The sequence below is a fragment of the Cryobacterium sp. M25 genome (assembly GCF_002929635.1).
Taxonomy (GTDB): Bacteria; Actinomycetota; Actinomycetes; order Actinomycetales; family Microbacteriaceae; genus Cryobacterium; species Cryobacterium sandaracinum.
Genome location: NZ_PJJU01000039.1, coordinates 34508 through 58736 on the forward strand (window position 1 = coordinate 34508; position 24229 = coordinate 58736).

The following is a 24229-nucleotide window of genomic DNA, read 5'->3' on the forward strand; positions in this document are numbered from 1 at the left end:
GGCTACACCGAGGTCGGCTCGTCCAGGTCGTCGTGGTGGATCCGGTCGGCCAGGCTGCCCAGCGGCTCTCCGGTGCCGCCCCACTGCTCGGCGATGATCTCCGCGGCGATGGACACGGCTGTCTCTTCCGGGGTTCGGGAGCCGAGATCCAGCCCGATGGGGCTGTGCAACCTTGCCAGCTCCGCCTCGCCCACACCTGCCTCGCGGAGCCGGGTCAGTCGGTCCTCGTGAGTGCGCCGAGACCCCATCGCACCGATGTAGGCGAACGGGCCGCGGGTCAGGGCCACCTTGAGGAGCGGCACGTCGAATTTCGGGTCGTGGGTGAGCACGCAGACGACGGTGCGCTCATCCACGAGCCCGGCCGCGACCTGCTCGGCCAGGTAGCGGTGCGGCCAGCCGACGATGACCTCGTCGGCCTCCGGGAACCGGGCCGGCGTGGCGAAGACCTCGCGGGCATCGCAGACGGTGACACGGTAGCCGAGGAAGGAAGCCAGCCGGGCCAGGGCGGCCGCGAAATCGATGGCGCCGAACACCAGCATCCGTGGGCGCGGGGCGTAGCTGTTGACGAAGACCCGCATGCCCTCACCGCGTCGTTCACCGTCGGGACCGTAGGTGAGGGTGCTGTTGCGTCCGGCGGCCAGCAGCCCGCGAGCATCGTCGCCGATGGCCCGGTTCGCCCGTTCGGAGCCCAGATCGCCGTCGAAGCCGTGCGGCCGGATGATCAGGTGTCGGCCCAGACGGCTGGGATCGGGGTGCGCGATCACGGTCGCGACCCCTACCGGAGCCGATCCGGTGATGTCCTGCTCCACAGCGGCCAGCTCCGGGAAGCTCACCCGGCTGACTGGCTCGACGAAGACGTCGAGGATGCCGCCGCAAGTCAGACCAACGGAGAAGGCGTCGTCGTCGCTGATGCCGTAGCGCACCAGCACCGGCCGCCCATCCTCGATCACCTGGGTCGCGAGGTCGTAGACGGCACTTTCGACACAGCCGCCGGAGACCGAGCCGACCACCTCCCCGTCGGCGGTGACCAGCATCGACGCGCCGGCCGGCCGGGGGGCGGACTGGAAGGTGCGCACGACGGTGGCCAGGCCGGCAATGCCGCCGGCCTGCCATCCCGTCAGCAGCGGGTTCAGAACCTCACGCACAGGTGGTGACCCTTCCGGTTTCGCTCATCCGGGTCTACCGACCGCCGGCGCGGCGGCCGATCCAATAGGCGACAAACGCCACCGCTGCGATCACGCCGAGTAGCCTGGGCAGGCTGCTGAGCTGATCCATCACGATGCCCTTGGCCAGATCGAGGGCGTTCAGGTTGGTCTCGGCGGGCGGCTGCGGCGCCCGGGAGGTAGGCGCCGTCGTGAGGGGCCGGGCCGTCGGCGCGGCGGGCGGAGCCGTCGCGGTTCCCGTCCCACTGACCGTCTCGGCGGTCTGCCCGGTCGTTGCCCCGGCAGCAGGCACCGCCGGTTCCGGAGCCGGACCCGTGACCATGGCCTGCAGGTTCTCGGCGAAGAGGGCCATCATCTGGTCCGTGACGCTGCCGATGATGCTGCACCCCATCGCGGCCACCTTGCCGGAAAGCGCCACCTCGGCACTGACCGTGCCCTGGGTCTCGCCCTCCGCCTCGACGAGGGTGAGGGTGGCCGTACCCTGCGCCGTGCCCTGACCGCGGGCCTCCTGAGCGCGCCCCTCGAACACGGCGCGGTGCGCGGTCGCATCGCGTTCGAGAACGGTCATCTGACCTCTGTACTGAATGGTCACCGGACCCAGTTTCACTTTCATTCCGACCTGATAGGCGTCATCCGAAGACCTGTTTAGCACCTGTGCCCCCGGAACGCAGCCGGCGACACGTTCGAAGTCCATCAGAGTCTTCCACACCTCGTCGATCGGTGCGACGACGGAGAACGTGCTGTTGATGTCCATCAACGGGTCCTCGTATTCTCGTGTTGGTCCGAACGGTCGGCGCGAATCGCCGCCGCCACTTCTGCCAGGGCCCCATAGCTGTGCCCGCTGACGAACGCGTCGACAAAGGGCAACGCGGCCGCCATGCCGCCCACCACCGGCTGGTAGTCCAAAGCGATCTTCCTGGGGTTGACCCAGATGATGCGGTAGGCCAGGCGCCGCAGGCGGGCCATCTGGGTGTGCACCGATTCCGGGTCGTCCAGCGCCCACCCATCCGAGATGATCACGACGACGGCCCCGCGGGCGAGGCCACGTCGACCCCAGGCATCCGTGAAATGGCGGACGCTTTCTGCCAGCCTGGTGCCGTCTGCCCGGTCCTGGGTGCTGGCGGCAGCCCGTGCCAGAGCCTGGTCCGGGTCGCGCACCGCGAGCTGACGGGTCAGCCGGGTTGATCCGGTCGAAAAGATGAAGGCTTCGGCCTCGGCCCCCGCGACCGCGACCTGCAGGAGCGACAGGGAAACCCGCGTGTACGGCTCCATCGACCCGGACACATCGCACAGCAGGATCAAACGGCGCAGTCGCGTGCGCCGGCGCCGGTAGACCAGGCGCACCGGTTCCCCGCCGCTGTGCTGCGCCGCCCTGACCGTGCGGCGCAGGTCTAGCCTCGGGGCGCTCCGGGAGCTCTTCCGGCTGCGGCTGCTGACGCGTTCCGGCGTGGCGAGGGCGATCCGGCGCACCAGGCGACGCATCTGGGCGACCTCGTCCGGAGCCAGGTCGGTGAAAGACATCTGGTGCAGGCGCTCCTCGTCCGCCGCCGTCACCAGGATCGTTTCCCGCTCCGGCGCATCCGTGTCTGTGTCCGCGGAATCGTCCCCGCCCGGAGCCAGGACCGGCGGCTGGGGCAGCGGCGCCTGGTCCGCCGCGATCGCGCAGCACAAAGTCCAGTTCGAAGAGCTCGTTGATGTCGATCAGCCACTCGGGTCTGGCCAGCCGGAGCTTCATCATCGGCAGAAGACTGTGCCCGCCCGCGATGACCCGGGACTCCGGACCGTGGCGCTCGAGTAGGGTGATCGCATCGTCGACCGTGCTGGCGCGCACATAGTCGAGGGAAGCTGGAATCTGCACAGGGGCCTCCACCTCGAAAAGGTGCCCGGCGGCAGCGACAGGCACGGAATCGTGTCACATAGTGCTCCGGGGCCGCCGGATTGGCAACGCGAATCGGGACGGCTCCGGGGAGTCGGCCGCTGGGAGCGACCGTCCCGCAGCGGAGTACGTCGAGGGCTCAGTGACGGCTCCGCAACGGGAAAGGCCCCGGCGACTAATCGCCGGGGCCTCATGCACTGTCTCAACCAGCGCTCGTCCGTTCACAGCAGAACCATGACCGGAAGTATGCACTTAGCATACAGGCACGGTAATCGGTGCCGGGGGATGGTCAGGTTCGGGTCGGCGGCCGGAGTCGTCCCCGGGCCCGAGGGCCCCGGAGCGCAGCCCCAGCTCGTGTTCGGCGACGGTGCGCACGAGACCGCGCAGCCGCTGTGCATGGCCGTAGCGCACGATGGCGTGCGCGTTCAGCCCGTCGATGATCGCCAAAAGCTGCCAGGCGACGGCGTCCGGGTCGATCGCCCGGAATTCGCCGCGCGCGCAGCCGGTGTTGAGCAGGACGGCCAGGAACGCCTGCCAGGCGTCCATCTGAACGCCCACCTCCACGGCGAGCGCAGGGTGGCGTCGGCCGAGGCTCCAGGCGTCGAGCCAGACCGCGGTCACGGTGCTGCGTTCGGGTCCGAGCAGAGTGTCGATCAGCGTTTGCAGGGCCGCCACGGCTGTTTCGCAGGGCGCCAGCTCCTCCGCCACCTCGCCGATCTCGGCGGCCACGATCGCCCCGAAAGTGTAAGCCACCAGGGAGTCCATGCTCGGCTGGTAGTGACTGACCAGGGCCGGGGTCACCCCGATCCGGGAGGCGACCGCACGCAGTGTGAGGGCCGACAAGCCCTCGTCAAGGGCGATCTCCCGGGCGGCGCGGGCGATTTCCGCCGCCCGCTCGATCGGTGCTTTGCGCCGCGATGCGCTCGGATCGGTTGACATGAAACCTGAGTCTATATATCTTTAGCCAACGGTTATTGATCAAGTGATCAATTATTCCGCAGGGAGGTCTCGTCATGCTCGTGATCAACGCGCCCGGCATCGCCGAACCGCTGACCCGAACGTCGAGCGAGGCCCGGCCGCCGCTCCGGGTCGGGCTTGTGCAGCACCGCTGGCACGTCGACGAAAACGCGCTGCGCGCGGAGCTGGCCGAGGGCATCCGTCTGGCCTCCGACCAGGGTGCCCGCGTAGCCTTCCTGCCCGAGCTGACGCTGCGCAAATACCCCGGCAACGCACGGGCACAGGGTGTGCCGAAGCTGACGGCCGAGGACCTGCTGACTGGACCGACCTTCGCCTTCGCGGCTGAGCAGGCCAAATTGCACGGCATCGTCGTGCACGCCTCCCTCTACGAGAAACCGGACGCAGAGGATGCACCGGAGGACCCGCGCGGTTACAACACGGCCATCCTGGTCTCGCCGACCGGTCGGCTACTCGGTCGCACGCGCAAACTGCACATCCCGGTCACCGAGGGCTACTACGAGGACACCTGGTTCCGACCGGGCCCAGCCGAGGACGCGTATCCCGTCTATGCGCCGGAGGAACTGGGCGGTGCGCGGATCGGGCTGCCCACCTGCTGGGACGAATGGTTCCCCGAGGTGTCGCGGCTGTACGGCCTCGGCGGCGCCCAGCTGCTGGTCTACCCCACGGCGATCGGCTCGGAGCCCGGCTTCCCGACGTTCGACACCCAACCGCTCTGGCGGCAGGTGATCGTGGCCAACGGGATCACCAGCGGCCTCTTCATGGTGGTGCCCAATCGTCACGGCGACGAGGGCGACCTGACCTTTTACGGCTCCTCTTTCATCTCTGACCCCTACGGTCGTGTGCTCGTGCAGGCTCCCCGTGATGAGTCCGCGGTGCTGGTTACCGACCTCGACCTAGCACAACGGGAGGAGTGGCTCACACTGTTTCCCTTCCTGGCCACCCGACGGCCGGACAGCTATGCGGGGCTGACCACGCCGGTCGACCCGGCTCTTCCGTTCGGTGCGATGGTGACGTCGGGGGAGTCGTGACCTGGCTGATGCCGGCGGAGACCGCGCCGCAGGACCGGGTCTGGATGGCATTCCCGGTGGACGGCTACACGCTCGGCACGGATGCGTATTCCGCCGACGAGGCGCGCGGCACCTGGACCGCGGTTGCCCACGCGGTCCTCGAATTCGAACCCGTCACCATGGTCGTCGACCCGGCCGAGGTGGCGACCGCTCGGCGGTACCTCTCCGCGGAGATCGAAATCATCGAGGCACCACTTGACGACGCCTGGATGCGCGACATCGGCCCGTCCTTCGTGCTGGGTGATGACGGGCAGCTGGGGGCGGTGGACTGGGCATTCAACGGTTGGGGTGCCCAGGATTGGGCGCGCTGGGGCAAAGACATGGAGGTAGGCAGGCTCGTCACCGCCGCCTCTGGCGCGAGTGCGATCTCCTCGGTGCTCGTGAACGAGGGCGGCGGCATTCACGTCGACGGCGCGGGAACGGTGCTGGCCACGCAGACCGTTCAACTGGATCCGGGCCGGAACCCCTACGTCGACCGGGCGAGGATCGAGGCCGAGTTCGCCCGTACCCTCGGCGCCACCCGCCTGGTCTGGCTGCCGCGCGGCCTGAGCCGGGACCAGCAGCGCTACGGAACCCGCGGCCACGTCGATATGGTGGCCGCCCTCCCGTCGCCCGGAACGGTGTTGATGCACGCGCAGAACGACCCGGCCCACCCGGACTATGCCGTGACCAGGCAGCTCCGCGCCGTTCTCGCCGAGGAGACGGATGCGGCGGGCCGGCCGTTCACCATCGTCGACCTGCCGGCACCGGCCGCACTCACGGACGAGGACGGCTTCGTGGACTACAACTACGTCAACCACCTCGTCGTCAACGGCGGCGTGATCGCCTGCGGCTTCGGCGAGGAACGGGCCGACCAGGTCGCCCGGGAGATCCTGGCCGCGGCGTATCCGGGCCGAACGGTCGTGTCGGTCGAGGCGCGGCCGTTGTTCGCGCGCGGCGGCGGCATCCACTGCATCACCCAGCAGCAGCCATCGGCCGGGTAGTCGCCGCGCCACGCTTGCTGCCGCAAGGTGAACGTTCAGGGGACTGTGGCACGATTGACAGGTTGGCCACCGGGAATTCGGCTAGTCGGCGCCACCGGGACGCCGCATGCAGCACGATCTGAATCGAGTCAGTTTGAAGTTCATCGTTGGGGAAACCCTCGTCTATCCGCACCACGGTGCGGTCACCCTTACCGAGCTCTCCACCATAACCCTGAAGGGCGTCGCCCAGCCGGCGATGACGCTGCGCGTGCATTCGTCGCAGCTCACAATCCAACTTCCCATCGCGAATGCCGGGCTTGTTGGAGTGCGTGACGTCATCGATGCCGCTGGGCTGGAAGAGGTCTACAAGGTTCTGCGCGAGCCGTTCACGGAGGAAGCAACGAACTGGAGCCGCCGGTTCAAAGCGAATCAAGAGAAGATGGCGAGTGACAGCGTGACGCGCGTCGCCGAAGTCGTCCGGGATCTGTGGCGCCGCGAACAGGACGGCGGCGTGTCCGCCGGTGAGAAGCGGATGCTCGCCAAGTCCCGTCAACTCCTGGAGTCTGAGCTGGCGCTGGCGCTCGGCACATCGCCGGAAGACACCGTCCTGGCTTTGGACGAGGTTCTCTCCGGGGCCCTCACCGAAGCGGTCTAGCCCCGCGCGGCGGTTCAACGCCCAAGCGATCCACCGCCACGACGACGTGTCGGATGCCTTCCACGAGTGGGTGCTCGGGCCGTCGATGACCTACCCCCGCCCGTGCTATCCGCGCCCCGATACATCCCTGGACGAGGCGCAGGAGAACAAATACCGGCTCGTGGTCGAGAAATTGCGGCCGAAGCCCGGCGACCGACTCCTCGACATCGAATGCAGATGCGGCTGCTGATCATGGCCTGCCTGGGAGGAATGAGCGGTTCGCGCGGTCATGGATGGCTCTCCGAATGTGTCTTCCGACCGTTGTCCAGATAGCCACCGAGGAGTATCGTCCGCAAAGGTGGGGCGGGACGCTGGCTCACCCGATGCCAGGCGGGTCGTCCCTCGTTGAGAGGAATACTCATGAAACGCATGGTACTGGGGTGCGTTGTCGCACTCGGACTTGTTTTCGTCGGCGCCACTTCGGCTCAGGCTGGCGAGACCAGTGGCAATGGCAGTCCGGTCCCGGGCGCAACGAACGCGAGTTCGGCGTGCGCCTATTCGGGCCGGGACCTCCCCGATGCTGAGGAAAACCAGCCGCCCCAATTCAACGACGACTTCGTCACGGACGGGCGCGTGCAGAGCTACGGGCGGTTCGTCAGCCACGGCTTCAAGGATCTGGTGCCCAGCCCGGGCGAAGCGTGCCGCGGCAACGTGACGTTTGAGGAATAGGCTGCCAAGCCCGCGACCTCGGGCAACCTCGAGCACAGCACCTGCGATCCTCCCTCGGTCGCTGACCTCTGGCCGCGACGCGGCCGGTCAGAGGGCGATCATGATCGTGAGGGCTTCGCGGTTGCCCCTGTCACGCTTGGCGACGGGGACTGCGTCGAGGTTCACCGAGCGGTCGAAGATTCTACCGGGATTGACGGTCCCGTCGAGGATCGCCGGCATGAGGTGTGCGATGTAGGCGCGCACGGGAGAGGGGCCGATGAATGGTTGACAGATGGTGGCATGAATCAGTTCTTCATTGGCGACCGCCTGCGGGAAAAGCGGGCGGCGCCGAGCATGTCGGCGGTGAAGCTGCCGCCGGCGGACCTCCGATACGGGGTGATGGCGAGGAGACTGCGTTCCAGCCGGAGGCACGTTCGACCATGGAAAAAAATAGGCCGCGCAACCGGTATCGATTGTCGCGACCTATTTCCACATGGACTCGGAATGATCCGAATCTAATTTCTGTGCCCGAGGGGGGACTTGAACCCCCACGCCCATAAGGGCACTAGCACCTCAAGCTAGCGCGTCTGCCATTCCGCCACCCGGGCCGAGTGTTTCAGCGGCCGTTCCCGGCCGCCGAATAATTAATCTAGCACGGATTTCGAGGCCCTCCAGCCGCGCCCACCGTCGCCGGCCGGCGGCGAGGCCCGGTAGCGTGACACGCATGCTTTCCTCTGCTGACAACACACCGGCCGACGCTGCACTGGACCTCACGGCCACGATCGCTCGCGACCTCATCCGTTTCGACACGACCAACTATGGCGAGGGCCGTTCGAACGGCGAAACGGATGCCGCCGAGTACGTCGAGGCGAACCTGCGGTCTCTCGGCCTCGCCCCGCAGCTGTTCGATTCAGAACCGGGCCGCACGAGTGTCGTCGTGCGCGTTCCGGGTCGCGACAGCAGCCGCGGGGCGCTGGTGGTCCACGGCCACCTCGACGTCGTTCCCGCTGACCCGGAGGCCTGGTCGGTGGACCCGTTCGCCGGCGTGATCAAGGACCGCCTCCTGTGGGGCCGCGGAGCCGTTGACATGAAGAACATGGACGCCATGATGCTCGCGTCGCTCCAAAACATCCTCGGCTCCGGCCAGGAACCGGCCCGTGAACTGATCGTGGCGTTCTTCGCCGACGAGGAGGCCGGGGGAGTGCTCGGCTCGCACTACCTCGTCGACACCCGTCCGGAGCTCTTCCAGGGCGCCACCGAGGCCATCAGCGAGGTCGGGGGCTACTCGATCACGCTCGGCGGTCAGCGTGCCTACCTGCTCCAGACGGGCGAGAAGGCGCTGATCTGGATCAAGCTTGTGGCGCGGGGCGAGGCGGCCCACGGGTCCCGGCTGATCCGTAGCAACGCCGTGACCCGGCTCGCCGAGGCTGTCGCCAAGGTCGGCCGGCGTGAGTGGCCGATCCGTCTGACCGAGACCACCACCCAGCTGTTGGCGGAGCTGGCACGGGTGCTCGACGTCGACCCCCAACGTGTCGGTCCCGACGAGCTGGCCCTCGCCACTGGCACGGCTTCGGGCTTCATCCAAGCGAGTCTGCGCACCACGACCAATCCCACCGTTCTGCACGCCGGGTACAAGCACAACGTCATCCCGGACCGGGCCGAGGCGCTCATCGACATCCGCACCCTGCCCGGCGACGAGGATTCCGTACTCGCCGAAGTGGCCGCGCTGGTCGGCCCCGACATCGAGATCGTGATCATGCACCGCGACATCGGTCTCGAAACAGAATTCGGCGGGCCCCTCGTCGATGCGGTCATCGAGACCCTCGGCCGACACGATCCGGGCGCTCCGGTGCTGCCCTACCTGCTCTCCGCCGGCACGGACAACAAGGCCCTCAGCACCCTCGGGATCAAGGGTTACGGTTTTGCCCCGCTCAAGCTCCCCGCCGACCTCGATTTCCCGGCGATGTTCCACGGGGTCGACGAACGGGTGCCTCTCGACGCGTTAGTGTTTGGCAAGCAGGTCCTGACCGACCTGCTCTCGAACTACTGAACAGCAAAAGGGCATTTCGTGAACTTCATCGACGCACTCATCCTGGGACTCGTGCAGGGACTGACCGAATTCCTCCCGGTCTCCTCCAGCGCCCACATCCGTATCGTCGGGGAATTCCTGGGAACCGGAGGTGACCCGGGAGCCCGCTTCACCGCGATCATCCAGATCGGTACCGAGGCTGCCGTGGCGATCTACTTCTGGCGCGATATCGTGCGCATCATCGGGCAGTGGTCCAAGTCCCTCGTCGGCAAGGTTCCGCGCGCCGACCCGGACGCGCGGATGGGCTGGCTGATCATCCTCGGATCGCTGCCCATCGTGGCGCTCGGCCTGCTCTTCCAGGACCAGATCGAGTCCTCGCTTCGCAACCTGTGGATTACCGCCAGCGTGCTGATCGGCTTCGGCGTCCTGCTCGGAATCGCCGATTACGTCGGGGCCAAGCGCCGCCGGCTGGGCGACCTCACCGTGCCCCATGGCATCGTCTACGGCTTCGCCCAAGCCCTCGCGTTGATCCCCGGCGTATCCCGGTCGGGAGGCACGATCACCGCCGGCCTGTTCATGGGGTACGAGCGCGCCGCCGCCGCCCGCTACGCTTTCCTGCTCGCCATCCCGGCCGTTCTCGGCAGCGGGCTGTTCCAGGTGTACAAATCGATCGTCAAGCCTTGCCTGGAGGGTGCGACAAACTGCACCCCGGAGATTTTCGGCCCGTGGGACACCCTGGCGGCCACGGTCATCGGCTTCGTCGTCGCCCTGTTCGTGATCAAGTTCTTCATGAGCTACATCTCCAGACGTAGCTTCCTGCCGTTCGTGATCTACCGCATCGTGCTCGGCCTCGTGCTGATCGGTCTGCTGGTGACGAACACCATCTCCGCCTAGTTAGGCTGGGAAAATGCATGCCTGGCGACGACCCGAAATTCCGCAACTCCCCGGTCAGTCCGGCGCACCCTGGCTGCACGATACCGCCACCGCGTCCCTGATCGAGGCCAAACCCAATGACGTCGCCCGGCTGTACGTGTGTGGGATCACCCCCTACGACGCCACGCACCTCGGCCATGCGGCCACCTACCTGGCTTTCGACACTCTGCAGCGGGTCTGGCTGGACGGCGGCTACCGGGTGCACTACGCCCAGAACGTGACGGATGTCGACGACCCGCTCCTCGAGCGAGCGGCCGCCACCGGCGTCGACTGGGAGGTTCTCGCCGAGTCGCAGGTGAACCTCTTCCGCACCGACATGGAGGCACTGGGGATCATCCCGCCGAACGACTATGTCGCCGTCACCGAGGTCATCGACGAGATCGCGGATGCCGTGGCCCAGCTCTGGGATGCCGGCCTCGCGTACCCGGTCCCCGTGGACGCGGCCGCCGCAGGCGCGCCCGAGCCGACGGAGGCCGCCGGTTCCGACATTTACTTCGACATTGAGGCCGCGCAGCGCGCGACCTCGTGGACGCTCGGCGACGAGAGCAATCTCGACTCCGAGGCCATGCTCACCCTGTTCTCCGAACGCGGGGGAGACCCGGCCCGTCCCGGCAAACGGGACGTCCTCGACCCGCTGCTCTGGCGCTCGGCCCGCCCCGGGGAACCGTCCTGGGCGTCGCGCGTCGGCGCCGGCCGTCCGGGCTGGCACATTGAGTGTTCGGTCATCGCACTGAAGGAACTCGGCACGGACTTCACGGTGCAGGGCGGCGGCAGCGATCTGATCTTCCCGCACCACGATATGAGTGCGGGGCACGCGGCAGCCCTATCCGGGCATCCGCTGGCCGGCGTCTACAGCCACACCGGCATGGTGGCCTATCAGGGCGAGAAAATGAGCAAGTCGCTCGGAAATCTGGTGCTCGTGTCCAAACTGCGCACCGCGGGAACCGACCCGCGAGCAATCCGCCTGGCCCTGCTCGACCAGCACTACCGCGCCGATTGGGAGTGGACGAACGCGCACCTTCGGGCAGCGGAGGCCCGCCTCACGGCCTGGACCGCGGCCTTCGGGACAGCGGGCACGGCCGGAACCCTCGACACGCACGCGGTCATTGAACGGCTGCGGGCCGCCCTCGCCGCCGACCTCGACACCCCTGGCGCGCTGGCGGTCGTGGACGCCGCCGCAGCCGACTCCGACAGAGTTGACGAGCCGGCACTGCTGGCCCGCGCGGTCGACGCGCTGCTCGGCGTGGCTCTTTAGGGCTGGCGGGGCGAGTCGAGCGGCGGGCGCCCCTCGCCGGGGCCGTCCCGGCCATCGCCGCGCTTGCGCAGATATTTCTCGAATTCCTGGGCGATCGCTTCGCCGCTGGCCTCCGGGGAATCGACCGTGTCGCGAGCCTGTTCGAGCTGCCCGATATAGGCCGCCATCTCGTCGTCCTCGGCCGCCAGCGTGTCGATGCCGCTCTGCCATTCATCGGCCTCGCGCACCAGGTCGCCGCGCGGGATGACGACATCGATGATCTCCTCAAGCTTGTCGATCAGTGCCAGCATCGCCTTCGGCGACGGCGCATTGTGCACGTAGTGGGGGACGGACGCCCAGATCGACAGGGTCGGAATGCCGACCTCCTCCGCGGCGATCGCGAGCACGCTCAGGATGCCGACGGGGCCTTCGTAGGTGCTGCGCTCAACCTGAAGTTCGGCCCGTACCTGCGGGTTGTCGCTGGAGACGAAGATGGAGATAGGCCGGGTGTGGGGAACATCGGCCAGCATCGCCCCGAGGAAGACGATGCCGCCGACATCCGCGGCGAGGGCGGCGTCGAGGATCTCTGCGGCGAATCCCTTCCAGCTGCGAGACGGTTCCGTTCCAAGGAGCAGATAGATGTTTCCGGCGTTCGTGCCGCTGACGCGCAGCTGCGCGTCGTCGGCCAGGGGAGCCCCGGCCTCGGCGGGGGTCGTCGGTCCGTAGAGTACCGCACCCGGCCACTCCAGTTTGCGCCGGCCGTCTTCGCCGCCGGCCGAAATGGTGGGCCGGTTGAACTGATAGTCGAAGTAGATCTCTGGGTCGATCTCCGCGACCGGGGAGACATCCAGCAGATCCTTCAGGGTGCCTACGGCGCCGGTCGCCGCCTCGCCGGCGTCGTTCCAACCCTCGAACGCCACCACCAGGAGGCGACCGTTGAGGAACCCATTAGCCTCTGTCACTGTCCGAAACCTCTTTCGACGGGGTGCCCCGCACGGCGCACCATCCATCAAGGATAGGCGGTGCCCCCTACACTTGAACTCCGTGAACGCGATCCGAATCAATTCCTCCCTGCCTGCGGCCGTGCTCTGGGACATGGACGGCACCATCGTGGACTCCGAGCCGTACTGGATGCGGGCCGAGACGGAACTGGTCGAGTCCTTCGGCGGCGTCTGGTCCCACAGCGACGCCATGCTGCTGGTCGGCTCCGGCCTCGAGGGTTCCGCGGTCATCCTGCAGGATCGGGGCGTCGACCTGGACGGCGACGCCATCGTGCACCGGCTCACCAGCCGTGTCCAGGAACTCCTGAGAACCTACGGTGCCCCGTGGCGGCCCGGCGCGCTCGAACTGCTCGCCGATCTCAAGACCGCCGGCGTCCCCATGGCGCTGGTCACCATGTCACAGCAGCGGATGGCACGACAGATCGTTGAACTTGTCGGATTCACCGCCTTCGACACCATTATCGCCGGCGACATGGTCACGAACAGCAAGCCGCATCCAGAGGCGTACCTGACGGCCGCCGGGCTGCTCGGCGTCGACCCCGAGCACTGCATCGCGGTCGAGGATTCCATTCCGGGCATCGCGGCCGCCGTGGCATCCGGTGCCGTCGTCGTCGGCGTCCCGCACATGGTCTCCCTGCCTGAGAGCGCGCACTACGAGCTCTGGCCGACCCTCGCCGGTCGCACTCTGCACGGTTTCACCTCGCTGTACACCGCCCGTCGCGGATCCCTCGGCCGCAAGCCGGCCCCGACCGACCCACACTGACCCGAGAGCAAGGACGTAACCCACGCATGAGCGACAACCAGGTCATCCAAAACAGCGGACCCTTCCGGATCGGCGACCGGGTACAGCTAACCGGACCCAAGAACAAACTGAACACGATCACCCTGGAACCAGGCAAGGTCTTCCACACCCACCGGGGAATCCTGGCGCACGATGACGTCATCGGTGTCCCGGACGGCTCGGTCGTCACGAACAACGTCGGCGTGGAGCACCTCGCTTTGCGGCCGTTGCTGAACGACTTCGTGATGTCGATGCCGCGCGGTGCTGCCATCATCTATCCCAAGGACGCCGCCCAGATCATCGCGCAGGCCGATATCTTCCCGGGGGCGACTGTGGTGGAGGCCGGCGTCGGTTCCGGCGCCCTGTCGCTCTGGCTACTGCGCGCCATCGGCCCCGCCGGGAGGCTGGCCTCATTCGAACGCCGCAGCGAGTTCGCGGATGTAGCCCGTGACAATATCGCGACCTTTCTCGGGTCTGATCCCGCCAACTGGAGCATCACGCTCGGCGACCTCGCCGATACCCTGCCCGACACGATGCCGGCCCAGAGCGTGGACCGGGTCGTGCTCGACATGCTCGCGCCCTGGGAGTGCCTGGGCTCTGTTTCGGACGCGCTCAAGCCAGGCGGAGTGCTGCTCTGCTACGTGGCCACGGTGACCCAGCTCTCGCGAGTGGCCGAGGCCATCCGTGCGACCGGTTTCTACACGAACCCGGACTCGAACGAGACCATGGTTCGCGGGTGGCACGTCGAGGGTCTCGCCGTGCGGCCCGATCACCGGATGATCGGGCACACGGGTTTCCTGATCACGGCCCGCCGTCTCGCCCCGGACACGATTCTTCCCGAATTGAAGCGCCGTCCGTCGAAGACCGACTTCTCCGATGCCGATGTGGAGGCCTGGACGCCGGGCGCCCTCGGCGAACGCAGTGTCAGCTCGAAGGTCATGCGCAAGCGCGTGCGGATGGCCGAGACAGGCGCGGCCATCTCTAAGGCTCGCGGGCTCGACGCGGGCGAACCCGACGACCTCGCACCCAACGCCCGTTAGAATTGGTTCGGCCTGCCATCCGGCCCCGAATTTGCCCCTGTCCCGCACAATCACCTGCCCCACACTGAAATGAGATCCCGTGCGTAGAGCTCCTGCACTCATCGCTTCCGCTGGCCTGCTGGTCGCGGTCCTCACCGGCTGCAGCACCCCCGTCGACGCCGCAGACTGCCAGGCGCCGGCCACGAAGGGGGCAGCGTCGAAGCTCGTGTCGGTGTCGGGCGAATTCGGCTCCGCGCCGACGGTGGACTTCCCGACCCCGCTGAAGACGGACACCACCCAGGCCAGTGAGATCATCGCCGGCACGGGTGACGGTCTCGTCCCGGATCAGCTGGTCAAGCTCGACCTCAGCCTCTACAACGGTACGACGGGTGCGTTGATCAGCGCGGGCGAGTACGACGGGGTCAACCAGGCCAGCATCGTCCTGGACGACGAGCAATCGCTCCCGGGCCTGGCGACGGGCCTTGAGTGCGCCCAGGTCGGATCCCGGCTGGCTCTCATCGTCTCCCCGGACGACGGGCTCGGCCCGGCCGGCGGAGACCCCAACAGTGGCATCGGCGCCGACGACTCGCTGGTCTTCGTGATCGACGTCGTGCGCGCCAACCTGCTCCGGGCCAACGGCGCCAACCAGCCGGTCGCGAGCGGGCTTCCGTCCGTTGTCCTTGCGACTGATGGAACCCCCGGCCTGACCATTCCGTCGAGTGAGCCGCCGACCGAGCTGCAGATCGGCGTCCTCAAGAAAGGCGATGGCGAGCAGGTCGCGGAAGGCGACACCGCGACCCTGCACTACACGGGCGTGCTCTGGAACGAGAACACGGTCTTCGATTCCAGCTGGCAGACCGGGAAACCGGCCGAGTTCCTGATCGTGGACGGTTCCAAGACCGAGGGCGGGCTGATCCCCGGGTTCGCCCAGGCCATCATCGGGCAGACCGTTGGTTCGCAGGTCATCGCCGTCATCCCGGCGGATCAGGCTTACGGTGATGAGGCCTCGCAGAAGATCCCCGCAGGCTCAACGCTCGTGTTCGTCGTCGATGTCCTCGGCGTGAACTAAGTCTCGGCCTGCAAGCGGCGGATAGACTCGCAGGGTGCCGTCCACCATTGAAAAGAACAGCCGTGTTTCGGTAGAAGAACGCCTGTTCAGCCTGGTACTTGCGCTCATCGCAACGGAAGTCGGGTTGACCAAGGCCGATATTCTGTCCACCGTGCAGGGGTACCGCCAGCGCTACCTCCCCGGCGGCGACAACGCGAGCCTGGAGCGGCAGTTCGAGCGAGACAAAGACGACATCCGCGAACTGGGCATTCCGCTCGAGGTGGTTGAGCCGCCGGACGATCCCGGGAGCAACCACCATTTGCGCTACCGCATCCCCAAGGGACTCTACGAGCTTCCGGTGGACGTGACTTTCAGCCCGGACGAGCTCATGCTGCTCAAGCTTGCCGCGACGGTCTGGCGGGAGGGCTCCCTGTCTTCGGAGTCCAGGCGTGCGATGACGAAACTGCATGCGCTGGGCATCGACTCGAGCGATCCCGTGCTCGGTTACTCGCCGTCCCTGCGCGTGCGGGAGGCGTCCTTCGAACCGCTCAGCAAGGCAATGGATCGCGGTCAGGTTGTCGCATTCCTCTATCTGAAGCCCGGCGAGGCGGCGGCGCGCCGCCGTCAGGTCGAGCCCCGCGCCGTGGTATTGCACGACGGACGATGGCACCTGTTCGGTACCGACCAGGATGCTGTGGCAACCCGCACGTACCTGCTCTCCCGGATCGTGGGCCCGGTGGTGACGGTCCCCGGAGCCTCGTTCGTGGCGCACGGTGACGGTCAGGGGCAGGAAGCGCTCAGCGAGCTCGAGGCGCTGTGGACCGCCAACATCGCCGTGATCGCCGCCCGGCCGGGCAGCGATGCCGCGGTGAGACTGTCGAAGCGAGACGCCCCGGGAGAGATTCGAACGAACGCGGACGCATCCGCTCTCCACCTGAACTTCACCGATCTCAACGTGTTCGCCGACGAGCTCGCCGGCTACGGCCCGGAGGTTCTGGTGCACTCGCCCGCGGCCCTGCGCACGGCGGTCCGGTCCCGCCTGATCACCGTGCGGGATGCCCACACCGATTCCGATCTGAATGCGCACCCGGACACCACGACGGCGGCAGACGAATGAACAGCGGTCCGGCACTCGGAGCATCCGACAAGCTGACCTTCCTCCTGGCGCTGGTTCCCTTCCTGATGGACCATGACCGCATCAGCGTGACCGACGTCGCCGAGCACTTCGGGGTGTCGCCTGACCGGGTGCGCGACGCGGTCAACCTCATCGCGGTTTCCGGCATCCCCGGGGAAACCCGCCAGTACCTGCACGGCGACCTGTTCGATATCCATTGGGAAGAGTTCGAAACGAACGACCTCATCGTGCTCACCCACCTCGTGGCCATCGACGACTCGCCGCGCTTCTCCGCCCGAGAAGCCGCCGCGCTGATCGCCGGCCTGCAATACCTGTCGTCGCTACCGGAGAATGCCGACGTCGACGCGATCGCGTCGCTGATGGCGAAACTCACCCGCAGCGCCTCAGCGGCTCCCAGCCAAGTTGCCGTCTCCGGCACGGATGCCCGCAGCAGCATCGCGGTCGTGCAAGCCGCGGTCCGCGGCGGAGTACAGATCGAGTTCGACTACCTGAATGCCCGCGGCGAGAATGAACTGCGCCGGGTCGACCCGTGGCGCATCCAGTCTGTGGACCGGGACTGGTACCTGCGCGGCTGGTGCCACCTCCGCGAAGCGGCCCGCACCTTTCGCCTCGACCGAATGAGCGATCTGCACGTGACCGACGTGCCGACCAACCCCCGGTCCGCCGATGCTGTGCCGACCGAGACCCTCTTCGAGGGCTCCGCGTCCGACCAGGATGTGACGGTTGAACTCCCGACGTCTGCCGTTCCGCTGCTCGCAGACTACGCACCATACGGCGCCCCCGGCGCACACGGGGACCGCGTGCGGAGGACACTCAAAGTGGCTCACTATCACGGCCTCAAACGCCTCGTCACCGGCCTCGCCGGAGTCGTGGAAGTGGTTGACCCGGCCGAGGCGCGCGCGGTCGTGCGCGAGTGGGCGGCCGCCGGCGTGGCCCGCTACGACGAGTCCGAACCGACAGACGTGGGGGAGTAGACGATGCCGTGGTGGTCGTGGGCACTGATCTGGATCGGCCTGGTGCTCGGCCTGCTCGCGATGCTGGCCTGGTTCGGGTTCGCCCTGTTCAAGAAGGTCATGGCCACACTGGAGGCCCTTCAAGAACTCGGCGATCTTGTCGCTGACGTCACCCGGAGGCAGGAGATGCCGCCGCAGGTCCGGTTCCAACCGGCCGTCTTCACAAAGCCCGCCGACCTCTACCGCGCTCTCGAACTGGTTCAGCGTGACCGGGCGCAACGTCGACAGCGGCGGCGGGATTCCTTGATCGCCAGAGGTAAACTGTTTATAACTCGACCATTGACCCAAAGGACAGATACTGATGCTTAACAACCTGACCGGATGGCACTTCCTGATCATCCTCGTCATCGTTCTGCTTCTGTTCGGTGCGCCCAAGCTTCCCGGCCTCGCCCGCAGCCTCGGGCAGTCCATGAAGATTTTCAAGAACGAGATCAAGAGCGATAAAGAAGACGCCGAAACCACCGGCAGCGCTGACGACTCTTCGAAGGCCGCCGGCACAGCCGACCCGACGACGAAATCGTAAGTCCCGTGGCGGGGCGAATCCCTCGGCGCACGGCCACTGATGGAAAAATGTCGCTGGGGCAACATCTGCTCGAGCTGCGCAAGCGTCTCTTCCTCGCTGCGGCAGGAATCCTGGTTGGTGCGATCGTCGGCTGGTTCCTGTCCGATTTCGTGTGGGACGCCCTGCGCGAGCCGATCTACGCCATCATCGAGGCGCAGGACCGCACGGCTCAGCTGAACTACCCAGACATCACTAGTGCCTTTGACCTGAAGTTGAAGATCGCCTTCTACGTGGGGCTCGTCGTGTCCAGCCCGGTCTGGCTCTTCCAGATCTTCGCGTTCCTGGTTCCCGGCCTCACCCGCATCGAAAAGCAGTACACCTTCGGCTTCCTCTTCACCGCCATTCCGCTGTTCCTGGCGGGCTGCGCCGCGGGATGGTTCGTTCTGCCGAACATCGTCGGACTGATGACGAGTTTCGCACCCAAGGAAGACGCCGCTCTCATCGTCGCGCAAAGTTACCTCGACTTCGTGTTGAAGCTCATGATCGCGATCGGTGTGGCTTTCGTGCTCCCCGTCTTCATCGTTCTGCTCAACCTGGCCGGAGTGATCAGTGCTCAGTCGATCATCAAATCCTGGCGGATCGCCGTGCTGCTGATCACGCTGTTTACCGCGATCGCCACCCCCGCTGCCGACGTGATCTCGATGTTCCTTCTTGCCATCCCTATGGTCGTGCTTTACTTCGCCGCCTATGGAATCGCGTTCCTCCACGATCGACGTCACGCCCGCCGCGCCCGTTCCCTCGAACAGGAGTTAGCGCTCTGAGCGCATCCGATGACCAACCTTGAATCGCCCGCGGAACGTTATGCCGCCTCCCGAGCCCGCGCCGGCCGGCCCCGCCTGGAGTCATTCCGCGCCGGGCTCCGCTTCGGACTGGATCCCTTCCAGCTGGCCGCTTGCGCGTCTCTCGAGGACGGTAACAGCGTGCTCGTCGCCGCGCCCACGGGTGCCGGCAAAACCCTGATCGCCGAGTTCGCGATCTACCTAGCAATGCAGAGCTCTCGGAAGAAGGTCTTCTACACCGCCCCGATGAAGGCGCTGAGCAATCAAAAGTTTCAGGAACTCGTCGCGGAATACGGGGCGGATGCCGTGGGCCTGCTCACCGGCGACACGAACGTGAACCCCCAGGCCCGCATCGTGGTCATGACGACCGAAGTGCTGCGCAACATGCTCTATGCCGATTCGGACCTCCTCACAAACCTTGCCTTCGTCGTGTTGGACGAGGTCCACTTCCTGGCCGACCGGTTCCGCGGTGCCGTCTGGGAAGAGGTCATCATCCATCTGCCCCAGGACGTACGTCTGGTCTCGCTCAGCGCCACGGTCTCAAACGCCGAAGAATTCGGCGACTGGCTGCAGGCCGTCCGCGGCGAAACGGATGTCATCGTCTCCGAAGAGCGACCGGTTCCGCTCGAACAACATGTGCTGGTCAAGAGCAAAATGCTCGACCTCTTTGACGCGGCCGGCCTGGCCGGGACCCACCGGGTGAACCCGGAGCTGGTGCGGCTGGCCCAGGCGGGCGGGCGCGCACCCGGCGTCCGCTCGGCGAACGGACGCCGGGGCGGCGACCGCGACCGCGGCCGGGGGACCCAGCCGCGTGGCGGTTTCGAACCGGGGCGGATGGACCGCTCCGAGATCGTGCGGCTGCTCGAGGGCAAACACCTGCTCCCGGCGATCTTCTTCATCTTCAGCCGAGTCGGCTGCGACCAGGCGGTCCGCCAGGTACTGCGGGCCGGCGTGCGCTTGACCGACGCTCAGGAGCGCGAGGAGATCCGGCAGATCGTCGACGAGCGCTGCCGTACGCTGCTCGACGAAGACCTCGGCGTGCTCGGCTACTTCGAGTGGCTCGACGGCCTCGAGCGGGGTGTCGCCGCCCACCACGCCGGGCTGCTTCCGGCGTTCAAGGAGGTCGTTGAGGAGCTGTTCCAGAAGAAGCTCCTGAAGGCCGTCTTCGCCACGGAAACCCTGGCGCTCGGCATCAACATGCCGGCCCGTACGGTGGTGCTCGACAAGCTCGAGAAGTTCAACGGCGAGGCGAGAGTGCCGGTCACCCCGGGGGAGTACACCCAGCTGACCGGTCGGGCCGGGCGGCGCGGCATCGACATCGAGGGCCACTCGGTGATCCAGTGGGCTTCCGGACTCGACCCTCAGACGGTGGCGTCACTCGCGTCTCGACGCACCTACCCGCTCAATTCCAGCTTTAAACCGACCTACAACATGGCCGTCAACCTGATCGACCAGTTCGGTCGGGAACGCACGCGTGAGGTCCTCGAGTCCTCGTTTGCCCAGTTCCAGGCCGATCGGGCGGTCGTCGACCTGGCACGCAAAGTGCGCCAACAGGAGGAGTCACTGACCGGGTTCGCACAGTCCATGGTCTGCCACCTGGGCGACTTCACCGAATACTCCGCCATCCGTCGCAATCTCACCGACGTCGAGCGCCAAAATGCGGCCGGGGAGACCGGCGCCCGTGCGGCGCGCGAGCGCCGCCAGCGCGAACTCGGCAGCCTGCGTAAGCGCATGCGCGAGCATCCGTGCCACAGCTGCCCTGAGCGCGAGCAGCACGCACGGTGGGCACAGCGCTGGTGGACGCTGAGGCGAGACACGGATACCCTCACCCAGCAGATTACGACACGCACCGGCGCCGTCGCACGCGTCTTCGACCGGGTGACCGAAGTTCTCGTGGGCTACGGCTATCTCCTCGAGAACCCCGACGCCACGGTCACGCTCAGCCCGAGCGGCCTGATCCTGCGGCGCATCTACGCGGACCGTGACCTCCTGGTGGCGGAATCGCTGCGCCGGGGCCTGTGGAACGACCTCGACCCAGCGGGTCTCGCCGCCATGGCCTGCGCTCTCGTTTTCGAACCCCGCCGCGAGGAGGGTTTGATCGACGAACGCTACCTGCCCAAGGGCGCCTTCCGCGAGGCCCTGCACGAGACCCAGGAGTTGTGGAGCCGCCTCGATGATCTCGAACGCGATCACAAGCTTCCCGGCAGCAACCCCCTCGCGGTGGGACTCAGCCTGGCGATATGGAAGTGGGCGCGAGCGGGTTCGCTCATCGACGTCCTGGATGAGGCCGAGATGGCGGCGGGCGATTTCGTGCGCTGGACGAAGCAGACCATCGACCTTCTGGATCAGCTCTCGGTCGTGGCCGACGACCCCGTCGGCCGCACCGCTCGCAAGGCCATGGATGCGATCCGCCGTGGGATCGTGGCCTACTCGTCAGTCGCCTAGGCTGATGACGTGATCTCGGGGACCCTTCGGCCATTGGCCCTCCCGTTGCCGGCCGCTATTCTGCTCGCCGCGGCGGCCGGCGCGATCCTGGACGCCGGGTTTCCCGATCGGTCGTGGTGGATTCTGGCCCTGGTCGGAATCTTCCTGATGCTCTTTGCCCTGCTGGGGCGTGGTTTCTGGTCCGGCCTGCTCATCGGGTTGGTGGCCGGATCAGCGTTCTGGTTGATCCACATCAGCTGGCTGACGCTCTATCTCGGACCTGTGCCCTGGCTGGCACTGGCCGGCTTGCAAACCATATTCTTCTGCATCAGCCTGGCGCTGATCGGTGTCGTGCTCGAAACGGGGCCGCGGGTGTGGCCGACCAGCCTGGGCCGCCTCGGCGTGGTGCCGGTGGTCGTGGCTGGGCTGTGGATGGTGCGGGAAGCACTCGCCTCGGTATGGCCGTATGGCGGATTCGCTTGGGGCAGGGTGGCCATCTCCCAGTCCGAGAGCCCGTTCAATTCACTGGTGGCCTGGGTCGGCATGTCGGGGCTCAGCTTCGTCCTGGTCTGGCTCTGCGCCCTGGCTCTGCAGTTGCTCCGCGAAACCCCGGTGCGACTCACCGTGCGCTCAGGCATCGCCGCAGGGGCGATCGCGGTCGTATTGGTCGTACCGGCCTGGCCGACGGTACAGACGGGGGAGGTGCGTCTGGCTGCCATCCAGGGTGCATCGGATGCCGGTCTGTTCGCGCGCTACTCACCGGGGCAGATCCTGGCGGACCACACTTCGGCGACCTTGGCCGTCATCGACGAGGAGGTCGACTTCGTCGTATGGCCGGAGAACGCCAGCGACATCGACCCCCTTCGTTCAGCGGATGCCGCCAAGAACCTGGACTTCCTCAGCCGCCGGATGGGCGTCCCGATCATCGCGGGAGCGATAACGCAGCGGAACAACAAGATCTACAACAGTTCTTTGCTGTGGCAGGAGGGGGAGGGCGCCGTCGACATCTACGACAAGGTGCATCCGGTGCCCTTCGCGGAGTACATGCCGGACCGTGCGTTCTGGCGGCCATTTGCTCCCGAGCTGATCGACCTGGTCGCGCGCGACTACTCCATCGGCACCCGGGACAACGTTTTCGACATCAACGGGATCGTGGCGGGACTCGCCATCTGCTTCGATATCGCCGACGACCAGCTCGTTCAGGAAATGGTCGACGACAAAGCCGAGATCATCCTTGCCCAGACGAACAACGCCGACTTCGGCCGCACCGACGAGAGCGTGCAGCAGTTGGCCATCGCGCGACTCCGAGCCATCGAGGCCGGGCGCACGGTCGTGAATATCTCCACCGTGGGCACCAGCGCCATCATCACGCCGGATGGTGCCACGCTCGACAGTCTGCCGACCTGGCTGCCCGGAGCGATGGTGCAGTCAGTTCCCCTGAGCGACACGGTCACCCCGGCGATGGCTGCGGGACGGGTAATCGAGTGGCTGGTGTGCGGCCTCGGCCTCGCCGGGTTTGTACTGTGCTCCATTAACGCGCTACGCGCCCGACGGAATCGGGCGCGTAGCATGTAATCCTGATCAGTTCAGGCGGCGAGAGAAAGGGCCGATCAGGCGCCGATCTTCTGCTGTCCGCGACGCTCCCGCAGGAACGTCAGCCGTTCCTCAAGGAGTTCCTCGAGCTCGGCGCGGGTGCGCCGCTCTAGGAGCATGTCCCAATGCGTACGCGGTACTTTCTCGTCGGAATGGTCCACTATCACCGGTTTGGAGTCAACCAGCCGGGTTGCTGTCTGTGAACAGAAGCGACATTCCCATTCGTCAGGGGCTTCCGCCTCTGCCGAGAAGATCATGACCGTCTCCCGTGCGCACGTCGCACACAGATACGTGTGACTAACTCGTGGTGAAAAGGTTACGCCCTCTTCGCTTTGCAGGCTTTGTGCGCCTAACCTCATGCCACGCAAACTGCGATCCGCCATCGTGTGGTCTCCTCTCGCGATACGACTTCTAGGTATAAACCATCAAGCTGGACGTTATCTTTCCGTTATGTGACTTCTCGGAGCGAACTCTCAGGCTCGCGCCGCGATGATCGCCACGGCCAGGTCGCACCGGTCGGTGACGATCCCGTCGACACCGAGGTCCAGGAGCCGGATCATGGACTCCGCATCGTTGATGGTCCAGACATGCACCTCCACCTCGGCCGCGTGCATGCCGCGAATGAAGCGGGGAGTGAGGATGCGAAGGAAACGAACCGACTCCGGCACCTGCACGGCGGCAAAGCTCCTCAGGGAGTGCCGCACCGGAGCGGCAAGGCCCAGTTCGGCAGCCAAAACGGCGCGCATCAAGACCGACGCGGATGCCGATGTGGCCACCCCGGGGAGCAGCGCAGCCGTGCGGCGACGGCGGTTCTCGGAGAAAGAGGTGATCAGCACCCGGTCGATGGCGCCGGCGTCCCGGATCGCCGCGGCCGTGGCCTCGACGGCGGCCAATGATTTGACGTCGATGTTGAACCGGGCCTCCGGGAAGACGTCAAGTCCCTCGCGAAGGGAAGCGAAGGATTGCCCCTGACCGAGTCCGACCCGGCGCAGCTCGCCCATGGTGAGCTGGTCGAGGCGGATGCGGGTTCCGGCCACATCGTGTTCAGCGTCGTGGCTGAGCACGGCGATTCCGTCGTCCGTGGCGTGGACATCCGTCTCGATGTGGGTCGCGCCGGCCGCGAGCGCGTGCCGGAACGCCAGCAGGGTGTTCTCCGGTGCATCAAGGGAGAGGCCGCGATGGGCGAAAACGCGCGGCCCGACCCCCTCGAGGTACATCGCCGCCTACGCCTCCGGGACGGCGGGGGGCCGGCCGGCCGGCCCGGCCTGCCCGGTCTGCGCGGCCTGCCCG

The 24229-nt window shown here is 66.7% G+C and carries 26 protein-coding genes, 1 tRNA gene and 1 pseudogene; 18 read left to right on the plus strand and 10 right to left on the minus strand.

The genetic code is table 11. The features are described 5' to 3' along the window. Window positions 1-2: 2 nt before the first annotated feature. From CXY81_RS03990 to CXY81_RS04010, 5 genes and pseudogenes are all read right to left on the minus strand, one after another. On the minus strand, window positions 3-1145 hold the full coding sequence (locus CXY81_RS03990) for an XdhC family protein (protein WP_104194052.1): 1143 nt from the start codon (window positions 1143-1145) through the stop codon (window positions 3-5). A 34-nt stretch (window positions 1146-1179) separates the two neighbouring features. Next, on the minus strand, window positions 1180-1917 hold the full coding sequence (locus CXY81_RS03995; protein WP_104194065.1) for an SRPBCC family protein: 738 nt from the start codon (window positions 1915-1917) through the stop codon (window positions 1180-1182). Next, window positions 1917-2834, minus strand: coding sequence for a VWA domain-containing protein (locus CXY81_RS04000; RefSeq protein ID WP_104194053.1), 918 nt, complete (start codon window positions 2832-2834; stop codon window positions 1917-1919). Before CXY81_RS04000 ends, CXY81_RS03995 begins: the two co-directional genes overlap by 1 nt. A 52-nt stretch (window positions 2835-2886) precedes the next feature. Next, window positions 2887-3066: pseudogene (locus CXY81_RS17390) on the minus strand (FAD binding domain-containing protein); the annotation flags it as partial. 225 nt (window positions 3067-3291) lie between these two features. Next, window positions 3292-3978 (minus strand): TetR/AcrR family transcriptional regulator, encoded by a 687-nt coding sequence (locus CXY81_RS04010; protein WP_104169916.1) that lies wholly within the window; start codon window positions 3976-3978, stop codon window positions 3292-3294. Between the two features lie 74 nt (window positions 3979-4052). Here CXY81_RS04010 and CXY81_RS04015 point away from each other — a divergent pair, with 74 nt between their 5' ends. From CXY81_RS04015 to CXY81_RS04035, 5 genes are all read left to right on the plus strand, one after another. Next, the gene (locus CXY81_RS04015; protein ID WP_104194054.1) at window positions 4053-5045 is read left to right on the plus strand and encodes a nitrilase-related carbon-nitrogen hydrolase; all 993 of its coding nucleotides are present in this window, start codon (window positions 4053-4055) and stop codon (window positions 5043-5045) included. Then, complete coding sequence (locus tag CXY81_RS04020; RefSeq protein WP_104194055.1) at window positions 5042-6067, plus strand: agmatine/peptidylarginine deiminase; 1026 nt, start codon at window positions 5042-5044, stop codon at window positions 6065-6067. Before CXY81_RS04015 ends, CXY81_RS04020 begins: the two co-directional genes overlap by 4 nt. Before the next feature lie 133 nt (window positions 6068-6200). After that, the gene (locus CXY81_RS04025; protein ID WP_104102105.1) at window positions 6201-6701 is read left to right on the plus strand and encodes a CarD family transcriptional regulator; all 501 of its coding nucleotides are present in this window, start codon (window positions 6201-6203) and stop codon (window positions 6699-6701) included. Window positions 6702-6729: 28 nt separating this feature from the next. After that, on the plus strand, window positions 6730-6930 hold the full coding sequence (locus CXY81_RS16860) for a class I SAM-dependent methyltransferase (protein WP_255408678.1): 201 nt from the start codon (window positions 6730-6732) through the stop codon (window positions 6928-6930). Window positions 6931-7100: 170 nt separating this feature from the next. Beyond that, a complete protein-coding gene (locus CXY81_RS04035; RefSeq protein WP_104102102.1) occupies window positions 7101-7409 on the plus strand; it encodes a hypothetical protein in 309 nt (102 codons plus the stop codon). An 87-nt stretch (window positions 7410-7496) separates the two neighbouring features. On the opposite strand, the gene CXY81_RS16595 is transcribed toward CXY81_RS04035, so the two are convergent. Together CXY81_RS16595 and CXY81_RS04045 are read right to left on the minus strand one after the other, a co-directional pair. Beyond that, entirely contained in the window at window positions 7497-7652 is a 156-nt protein-coding gene (locus CXY81_RS16595) for a hypothetical protein (RefSeq protein ID WP_199180883.1), read from the minus strand. Window positions 7653-7913: 261 nt separating this feature from the next. Continuing rightward, a tRNA-Leu gene (locus CXY81_RS04045) sits at window positions 7914-7996 on the minus strand. Between the two features lie 116 nt (window positions 7997-8112). Here CXY81_RS04045 and CXY81_RS04050 point away from each other — a divergent pair. The 3 genes from CXY81_RS04050 to mshC are packed head-to-tail and all read left to right on the plus strand — an operon-like array spanning window position 8113 to window position 11605. Beyond that, window positions 8113-9438 carry a M20/M25/M40 family metallo-hydrolase gene (locus tag CXY81_RS04050; protein ID WP_104169913.1) on the plus strand — a complete coding sequence of 442 codons (1326 nt, stop codon included), beginning with the start codon at window positions 8113-8115 and terminating at the stop codon, window positions 9436-9438. A gap of 18 nt (window positions 9439-9456) precedes the next feature. Then, window positions 9457-10311, plus strand: coding sequence for an undecaprenyl-diphosphate phosphatase (locus CXY81_RS04055; RefSeq protein ID WP_104194056.1), 855 nt, complete (start codon window positions 9457-9459; stop codon window positions 10309-10311). A 13-nt stretch (window positions 10312-10324) separates the two neighbouring features. Continuing rightward, a complete protein-coding gene (gene mshC, locus CXY81_RS04060) occupies window positions 10325-11605 on the plus strand; it encodes a cysteine--1-D-myo-inosityl 2-amino-2-deoxy-alpha-D-glucopyranoside ligase (RefSeq protein WP_104194057.1) in 1281 nt (426 codons plus the stop codon). Here the strand turns inward: mshC and CXY81_RS04065 are convergent. After that, window positions 11602-12546 carry a proteasome assembly chaperone family protein gene (locus CXY81_RS04065; RefSeq protein WP_233193973.1) on the minus strand — a complete coding sequence of 315 codons (945 nt, stop codon included), beginning with the start codon at window positions 12544-12546 and terminating at the stop codon, window positions 11602-11604. The two genes, mshC and CXY81_RS04065, sit on opposite strands and share 4 nt — an antisense overlap. A 97-nt stretch (window positions 12547-12643) precedes the next feature. Here CXY81_RS04065 and CXY81_RS04070 point away from each other — a divergent pair, with 97 nt between their 5' ends. The 10 genes from CXY81_RS04070 (at window position 12644) to lnt (ending at window position 22921) form a co-directional block, all read left to right on the plus strand. Beyond that, the gene (locus tag CXY81_RS04070; RefSeq protein ID WP_255408679.1) at window positions 12644-13348 is read left to right on the plus strand and encodes an HAD family phosphatase; all 705 of its coding nucleotides are present in this window, start codon (window positions 12644-12646) and stop codon (window positions 13346-13348) included. Between the two features lie 26 nt (window positions 13349-13374). Continuing rightward, complete coding sequence (locus tag CXY81_RS04075; protein WP_104169909.1) at window positions 13375-14406, plus strand: tRNA (adenine-N1)-methyltransferase; 1032 nt, start codon at window positions 13375-13377, stop codon at window positions 14404-14406. 79 nt (window positions 14407-14485) lie between these two features. Beyond that, window positions 14486-15454, plus strand: coding sequence for an FKBP-type peptidyl-prolyl cis-trans isomerase (locus CXY81_RS04080; RefSeq protein ID WP_104169908.1), 969 nt, complete (start codon window positions 14486-14488; stop codon window positions 15452-15454). A gap of 34 nt (window positions 15455-15488) precedes the next feature. After that, window positions 15489-16550, plus strand: a complete 1062-nt coding sequence (locus CXY81_RS04085) for a YafY family protein (protein ID WP_233193974.1) — start codon at window positions 15489-15491, stop codon at window positions 16548-16550. Further along, window positions 16547-17542: a YafY family protein gene (locus CXY81_RS04090; RefSeq protein ID WP_104194059.1), complete on the plus strand. Its 996-nt coding sequence runs from the start codon at window positions 16547-16549 to the stop codon at window positions 17540-17542. The genes CXY81_RS04085 and CXY81_RS04090 overlap by 4 nt, the downstream gene beginning before the upstream one ends. Before the next feature lie 3 nt (window positions 17543-17545). After that, window positions 17546-17890 (plus strand): hypothetical protein, encoded by a 345-nt coding sequence (locus CXY81_RS04095; RefSeq protein WP_104169906.1) that lies wholly within the window; start codon window positions 17546-17548, stop codon window positions 17888-17890. Continuing rightward, a complete protein-coding gene (gene tatA / locus CXY81_RS04100; RefSeq protein WP_104102079.1) occupies window positions 17883-18104 on the plus strand; it encodes a twin-arginine translocase TatA/TatE family subunit in 222 nt (73 codons plus the stop codon). Before CXY81_RS04095 ends, tatA begins: the two co-directional genes overlap by 8 nt. 47 nt (window positions 18105-18151) lie before the next feature. Continuing rightward, the gene (gene tatC, locus CXY81_RS04105) at window positions 18152-18904 is read left to right on the plus strand and encodes a twin-arginine translocase subunit TatC (RefSeq protein ID WP_104194060.1); all 753 of its coding nucleotides are present in this window, start codon (window positions 18152-18154) and stop codon (window positions 18902-18904) included. A 9-nt stretch (window positions 18905-18913) separates the two neighbouring features. Continuing rightward, complete coding sequence (locus CXY81_RS04110) at window positions 18914-21367, plus strand: RNA helicase (protein WP_104194061.1); 2454 nt, start codon at window positions 18914-18916, stop codon at window positions 21365-21367. Between the two features lie 9 nt (window positions 21368-21376). Next, window positions 21377-22921: an apolipoprotein N-acyltransferase gene (gene lnt, locus CXY81_RS04115; protein WP_104194062.1), complete on the plus strand. Its 1545-nt coding sequence runs from the start codon at window positions 21377-21379 to the stop codon at window positions 22919-22921. Between the two features lie 35 nt (window positions 22922-22956). On the opposite strand, the gene CXY81_RS04120 is transcribed toward lnt, so the two are convergent. Together CXY81_RS04120 and CXY81_RS04125 are read right to left on the minus strand one after the other, a co-directional pair. After that, window positions 22957-23322 (minus strand): RNA polymerase-binding protein RbpA, encoded by a 366-nt coding sequence (locus tag CXY81_RS04120; protein ID WP_104102069.1) that lies wholly within the window; start codon window positions 23320-23322, stop codon window positions 22957-22959. A gap of 90 nt (window positions 23323-23412) precedes the next feature. After that, complete coding sequence (locus tag CXY81_RS04125) at window positions 23413-24156, minus strand: glycerophosphodiester phosphodiesterase family protein (protein ID WP_104194063.1); 744 nt, start codon at window positions 24154-24156, stop codon at window positions 23413-23415. Window positions 24157-24229 lie beyond the last annotated feature (73 nt).

What these genes read in the sequence shown, in the direction of transcription:
- CXY81_RS04125 (WP_104194063.1), bottom strand. Translation starts at nt 24,156, where the DNA reads ATGTACCTCGAGGGGGTCGGGCCGCGCGTTTTCGCCCATCGCGGCCTC.
- CXY81_RS04050 (WP_104169913.1), top strand. Translation starts at nt 8,113, where the DNA reads ATGCTTTCCTCTGCTGACAACACACCGGCCGACGCTGCACTGGACCTC.
- CXY81_RS04015 (WP_104194054.1), top strand. Translation starts at nt 4,053, where the DNA reads ATGCTCGTGATCAACGCGCCCGGCATCGCCGAACCGCTGACCCGAACG.
- CXY81_RS03995 (WP_104194065.1), bottom strand. Translation starts at nt 1,917, where the DNA reads ATGGACATCAACAGCACGTTCTCCGTCGTCGCACCGATCGACGAGGTG.
- CXY81_RS04095 (WP_104169906.1), top strand. Translation starts at nt 17,546, where the DNA reads ATGCCGTGGTGGTCGTGGGCACTGATCTGGATCGGCCTGGTGCTCGGC.
- mshC (WP_104194057.1), top strand. Translation starts at nt 10,325, where the DNA reads ATGCATGCCTGGCGACGACCCGAAATTCCGCAACTCCCCGGTCAGTCC.
- CXY81_RS04110 (WP_104194061.1), top strand. Translation starts at nt 18,914, where the DNA reads ATGACCAACCTTGAATCGCCCGCGGAACGTTATGCCGCCTCCCGAGCC.
- tatA (WP_104102079.1), top strand. Translation starts at nt 17,883, where the DNA reads ATGCTTAACAACCTGACCGGATGGCACTTCCTGATCATCCTCGTCATC.
- CXY81_RS04120 (WP_104102069.1), bottom strand. Translation starts at nt 23,322, where the DNA reads ATGGCGGATCGCAGTTTGCGTGGCATGAGGTTAGGCGCACAAAGCCTG.
- tatC (WP_104194060.1), top strand. Translation starts at nt 18,152, where the DNA reads ATGTCGCTGGGGCAACATCTGCTCGAGCTGCGCAAGCGTCTCTTCCTC.
- CXY81_RS04075 (WP_104169909.1), top strand. Translation starts at nt 13,375, where the DNA reads ATGAGCGACAACCAGGTCATCCAAAACAGCGGACCCTTCCGGATCGGC.
- CXY81_RS04010 (WP_104169916.1), bottom strand. Translation starts at nt 3,978, where the DNA reads ATGTCAACCGATCCGAGCGCATCGCGGCGCAAAGCACCGATCGAGCGG.
- CXY81_RS04035 (WP_104102102.1), top strand. Translation starts at nt 7,101, where the DNA reads ATGAAACGCATGGTACTGGGGTGCGTTGTCGCACTCGGACTTGTTTTC.
- CXY81_RS04090 (WP_104194059.1), top strand. Translation starts at nt 16,547, where the DNA reads ATGAACAGCGGTCCGGCACTCGGAGCATCCGACAAGCTGACCTTCCTC.